The following is a 6,362-nucleotide window of genomic DNA, read 5'->3' as shown; positions in this document are numbered from 1 at the left end:
CATACTTTACCTGATGGAGCTTTTGCAACCATTTCCGGAACTTATGTTTCTCATATTTCAAATGCAGCAGGATGTGATTCAACAATCACAACGAATTTAACGGTGATTCCAAATACAACTTCAACTCAGACGGTTTCGATCTGTGATGGTGCAACGCATACTTTACCTGATGGCGCTACTGCAACCGTGACAGGAGTTTACACTAGCCACATTTCAAATGCTGCAGGATGTGATTCAACGATCACAACAAACCTAACAGTTATTCTAAACACTACTTCGACGCAAACTGTTTCGATCTGTGATGGAGCTACTCATACTTTGCCAGATGGCGTTACAGCTACTGTGACTGGAACTTATGTTTCACATATTGCAAATGCTGCAGGATGTGATTCAATGATTACAACTACTCTGACTGTGATTCCAAATACAACTTCAACTCAGACTGTTTCGATCTGTGATGGATCGACACATACTTTACCTGATGGAGCTTTTGCAACCATTTCCGGAACGTATGTTTCTCATATTCCAAATGCTGCGGGATGTGATTCAACGATCACAACGAATTTAACAGTTATTCCAAATACTACTTCGACGCAAACGGTTTCGATCTGTGATGGAGCAACACATACTTTGCCTGATGGAGCTTTTGCAACCATTTCCGGAACGTATGTTTCTCATGTTGCAAATGCTGCAGGATGTGATTCAACAATCACAACGAATTTAACGGTTATTCCGAATACAACTTCAACTCAGACTGTTTCGATCTGTGATGGTGCTACTCATACTTTGCCAGATGGCGTTACAGCTACTGTGACTGGTGTTTATGTTTCTCACATTGCAAATGCTGCAGGATGTGATTCAACGATCACAACGAATTTGACGGTTATTCCAAATACAACATCGACTCAAACTGTTTCGATCTGTGATGGAGCGACGCATACTTTGCCTGATGGAGCTTTTGCAACCATTTCCGGAACGTATGTTTCTCATATTCCAAATGCAGCGGGATGTGATTCAACTATTACAACGAATTTAACGGTTATTCCAAATACCACTTCGACTCAGACTGTTTCAATTTGTGATGGAGCGACTCATACTTTACCTGATGGAGCTTTTGCAACTGTTACAGGAACATATGTTTCTCATATTGCAAATGCTGCTGGATGTGATTCAACAATTACAACGAACTTAACAGTTATTCCAAATACAACTTCAACTCAGACTGTTTCAATTTGTGATGGTGCAACGCATACTTTACCTGATGGCGTTACTGCTACTGTAACTGGAACTTATGTTTCTCATATTGCAAATGCAGCAGGATGTGATTCAACAATTACAACGAACTTAACAGTTATTCCAAATACAACATCGACTCAGACTGTTTCGATCTGTGATGGAGCGACACATACTTTACCTGATGGAGCTACAGCTACAATTTCGGGAACTTATGTTTCACATATTTCAAATGCTGCAGGATGTGATTCAACGATCACGACTAACTTAACGGTGATTCCAAATACAACTTCAACTCAGACTGTTTCGATCTGTGATGGAGCGACTCATACTTTGCCTGATGGCGCTTATGCAACCATTTCCGGAACTTATGTTTCACATGTTGCAAATGCAGCAGGATGTGATTCAACGATCACAACGAACCTGACGGTTATTCCAAATACGACTTCGACTCAGACTGTTTCGATCTGTGATGGAGCGACGCATACTTTGCCTGATGGCGCTACAGCGACTGTTTCCGGACCGTATGTTTCTCATATTTCAAATGCAGCGGGATGTGATTCAACGATCACAACGAATTTGACGGTTATTCCGAATACAACATCGACTCAAACTATTTCGATCTGTGATGGAGCGACACATACTTTACCTGATGGAGCTACAGCTACAATTTCCGGAACTTATGTTTCACATGTTGCAAATGCAGCGGGATGTGATTCAACGATCACAACGAACTTGACTGTTATTCCAAATACGACTTCGGCACAAACTGTTTCGATCTGTGATGGTACAACGCATACTTTGCCTGATGGAGTTACTGCTACTGTAACTGGAACTTATGTTTCACATATTTCAAATGCAGCGGGTTGTGATTCAACTATCACAACTAATTTGACAGTTATTCCAAATACAACGTCGACCCAGACTGTTTCGATCTGTGATGGTGCTATGCATACTTTACCTGATGGTGCTACAGCTACCGTGACAGGAGTTTACACAAGCCATATTTCAAATGCAGCAGGATGTGATTCTACTATTACAACGAACTTAACAGTTCTGGTTGGTTCAAATTCTACTCAGAATGTTTCGATTTGTGATGGAAGTACTTTTGTACTTCCTGATGGAATCAGTGTAACAAACAGCGGAACTTATATTTCCAGCATTCCTCTTGGTGTTGGATGTGATTCTGTTGTTACAACTAATCTGACTGTCGTTCCAAATTCTTCATCTATACAAAATGTGTCTATCTGTTCCGGTGCTACTCATACATTACCTGATGGAGCAACAACAACCGTTTCCGGAACGTATGTTTCACATATTGCAAATGCAGCAGGATGTGACTCAACGATCACAACGAACCTGACAGTGATTTCAAATTCAGCGTCAACTCAAAACGTCTCAATCTGCAACGGGTCATCATATACTCTTCCTGATGGAGGCGTTATTAATTCAGCGGGGACTTATATTTCACATATCGAAAATAATGCAGGTTGTGATTCAGTTGTTACTTCGATTGTATCAGTTATTGCTAACTCTTCCTCTAGTCAGCTTGCATCAATTTGTGCCGGACAAAATTTCACATTACCAAGTGGAGCTATTGTAAATACGACAGGTGTTTATACAAGTCATCTCGTTAATTCTTCAGGTTGTGATTCTGTTATCACTACTACTTTAACAGTAATCCAGAATACAGCATCTAATCAGAATATTACAATTTGTAATGGCGCTTCATATACTCTTGCTGATGGATCAATTGTTTCGACTGCCGGTGTATATGTTACTCATCTGGTAAATTCCAATGGCTGTGATTCAACGATAACTACAACTATTTCGGTTTCTGCTACTACTTATTCATCTGCGAACACAACGATTTGCAGTGGTCATACTCATATTTTGCCGGATGGAAATACAGTTTCACTTGCCGGTACGTATATCAGTATTATTCAAAATGCTTCTGGATGTGACAGTGTTATCACTACTACTTTAAATGTTATTACAAATACCACAAGTTCAAGAACTATTATTCTTTGTGCAGGAAGTGCATTACTTATGCCTGACAATACTACAATTTATCCATTGGTCAGCGGAAGCTATATTACAACACTTCCTAATGCTAATTATTTAGGTTGTGATAGTATTGTAACAACCAATGTAACCGTCAAATCCTTGCCAACGCTGATCACAAATGTCACTCAAATAAGATGTTTTGGCGGAACAGCAAGTGTTGCATTGACACCCACAGGAGGAACAGCGCCTTATACTTTCAATAATCAATCAACTAATGGATTGCTGGAAGGCAATTACCTTTATACTTTGACTGATGCGAACGGATGTATTGATTCTGTTGATGTGTTAATCAATCCTGCTCCGGCGCCTCTGAATTTAATTGCAACTGCGAATCAGATCTTGTGTTTTAATGGCCGCGGAAGTGTTACATTAACAGCTACCGGTGGAACAGCACCTTACATCTATGGTGGTTCTCCACGTACGAACCTTACGGCAGGAACATACAATTATACAGTAACAGATTTCGAAGGATGTACTAAGAGTGCTTCGGCAGTAATTACTGCTTCACCAACAAGGGTGACGGGAACTATGCTTACAACTCCTACCGGTTGCGTTGCCAACACAGGAACAGCGAAAGTTACTCCTGGTGGAGGAAGATCTCCATATACTTTCTTATGGAATACGAATCCCGTTCAAACTACTAATATGGCAGTAGGTCTTGCGGCCGGTACATATGTAGTAACGGTGACCGATGCCAATGGATGTACTCTTAATGTTACTGCAATAGTTGCAAATCCATCTCTTCCAAGAGTCATCGTCACTGGAAATTTATCATATTGTCCTGATTCATCAACAAACCTTTGTGCAACAGGAGGTATGACTTCTTACCTATGGAGTAATGGTGATACAACACAATGTTCAAGAATTTCTACTGCGGGTTCATACACAGTTCAGGCTACTAATTTAGCGGGATGTACAGCTTCTGTTACTGTGAATGTCACGCAGAGTACATTACCAATAAGCTCAATTTCAGGAAATGATTTCATATGTCCGGGCGGTGCAACAACACTTACTGCTTCTCCTGGTTTTACATATAAATGGAATACTGCTTCAACAAAACAATTTATTTCTGTAAGAACAGGCGGAACTTATACAGTAACAGTCAAAAATACTTTCGGTTGTACTAGTACTGCTACACGTATTGTTTCAGCACCAATGAAAGCTTCCGTCAGAGGATCGGCAGGTAATTGTGCAAATGGTTATCAGGGATCTGCTGTAACAACAATCACAGGCGGAGTAGCGCCGTTCACTTACCTGTGGAATACCGGCCAAACAACTTCAAGTATAACCGGCCTGAGAGCAGGAGCATATAATGTTCGAGTCACTGATGCAAAAGGATGTATGTCTGTGCTGTCAACAACTATTGCAATTACAAAATCTGCTGCAGACTTTAGCAGGATTGTAGCAGGATTTAATAATAATGATATTGCGATCGGAAGAACTATCTGGTTCAGCGCAGTAGTAAAAGTAAACTATGCCGGCGCATATCCTTTGATGTTAACTTTCTCTGATCAAAATATTGCCAGTTCGCGCTTTAATCTGAATCCAAAGATTTCCAAACTTGTTATAACCGATACTGTTTCTGTTGCAACAACAACATTTAATGGAATTGAATGGATGACTATTGCACCACCGAATATTTCCGGCAATTATTTTATTTCAGGATATGCACATTTACTACCTAGTACAATTTTAAGAAACCTATCTTCTATCACATGGAAAGGTGTGTGGACTGCAAATCGTCCGGGAGTAGCAAATGTGGAGTGGAAGTGGAGTGCTGCAGTTTATTCATCATTTAATACTGACTTGAATCAACTTGGAGTGAAATCCGCTGATGGTGATACGACAACAATATATGCTAATAATGATCCTGCCGGTTCTCCTGAAAATTATAAACTCTTTACTGTAGCAGGGGCAAGAGGAATGGGAATTGGCGATTTCGTTGGAACATATTCAGGTCCTATTACAAGAATACCCTGCACAAATGTGAATTTCGGTATTGGAGGAAACAGAATTTCTGATGAACAGCCGGAAGAAGAAAATACTGACTTTATTGTCAATGCATTCCCGAACCCATTCAACTCTAAAACTACAATTGAATTTATGTCACCTGATTTTTCAGGAATGACTTCAGTTGAAGTATTTTCAATGTCAGGAATGAAGATCGCTTCATTGTTCAATGGAGAAATTGAAGCAGGAGCAAATTACAGTGTAGAATTCAATGCTGAAGAATTGCCTGTTGGTATTTATTTATATAGAATTTCAAATAATAGTAAGGTGATAAATGGTCGATTAATTTTAGTTAAATAACTAATTGAATTGGACGCGAAGGCCCTTTCTTAATTGAAGGGGCCTTTATTTTTGTAAAAAATTTACCGCTGTTATTTGTGTTTTTATCGCAAGTTGAAAAAATCGCAAATTCCTTTGTATTTTTTTCGAATTAGATATGTATCATTGTTATACCTAATTGTCTATATTAATGAATCGGTTCAATAGTTCTGCGACAGCTATTTTACACCTCGCTGCATGGCTAATTTTTCTGCCACTGCTATTATTCGCTTTGTTTAATAATGTTGCTTACACAAATTACTTTCTGAATTCTCAGGACGACAAACTACTGCTTGCTCTTCTTGTTGGTTTGATAGGTGCTATTAATTCCGGAATTCTTATTCCCCGAATTCTTTATTTCAAAAAGATCAGGTTCTATTCAATTGCTGCGGCACTGTTAGTTTTTTTAAGTGCAGTTTTTGATTTTACACTTTCATCTGCAATTTCACCGGTACTATCATACATCGAATCCATTTCATGGACAAGAGTCTCTGCCTTATCTGCTGCTTTAGTTATTAGCACAAGTCTCAGAATAATTCTCGATCAAAATAAAAACCAAAAGATTTTTCAAGATTAGAAGTCAAAAAAATTGATTGTTAGTTTATCAGGTTTATTAGTCCGGTTACTGTGGTGGTGGCCGGATTTTTTTTAGTTCAAAGTTCAAGGTTCAAGGTTCAAAGTTTGCTACATAGGTGACTACGAAGCCAACTTTGAACTTTGAACTTTGAACTTTG

General features: G+C 39.2%; 2 protein-coding genes. Both read left to right on the top strand.

Annotated elements, in window-relative coordinates:
* The coding region (locus IPL24_11060; protein ID MBK8364189.1) for a T9SS type A sorting domain-containing protein at positions 1–5,610 on the top strand (5,610 nt) is incomplete at its 5' end.
* A gap of 169 nt (positions 5,611–5,779) precedes the next feature.
* Complete coding sequence (locus tag IPL24_11055; GenBank protein ID MBK8364188.1) at positions 5,780–6,205, top strand: hypothetical protein; 426 nt, start codon at positions 5,780–5,782, stop codon at positions 6,203–6,205.
* Positions 6,206–6,362: the final 157 nt, after the last annotated feature.

This window comes from Bacteroidota bacterium (assembly GCA_016711505.1).
Lineage (GTDB): Bacteria > Bacteroidota > Bacteroidia > AKYH767-A > 2013-40CM-41-45 > JADKIH01.
This window is presented reverse-complemented; position numbering and strand designations above follow the sequence as displayed.

What these genes read in the sequence shown, in the direction of transcription:
- IPL24_11055 (MBK8364188.1), top strand. Translation starts at nt 5,780, where the DNA reads ATGAATCGGTTCAATAGTTCTGCGACAGCTATTTTACACCTCGCTGCA.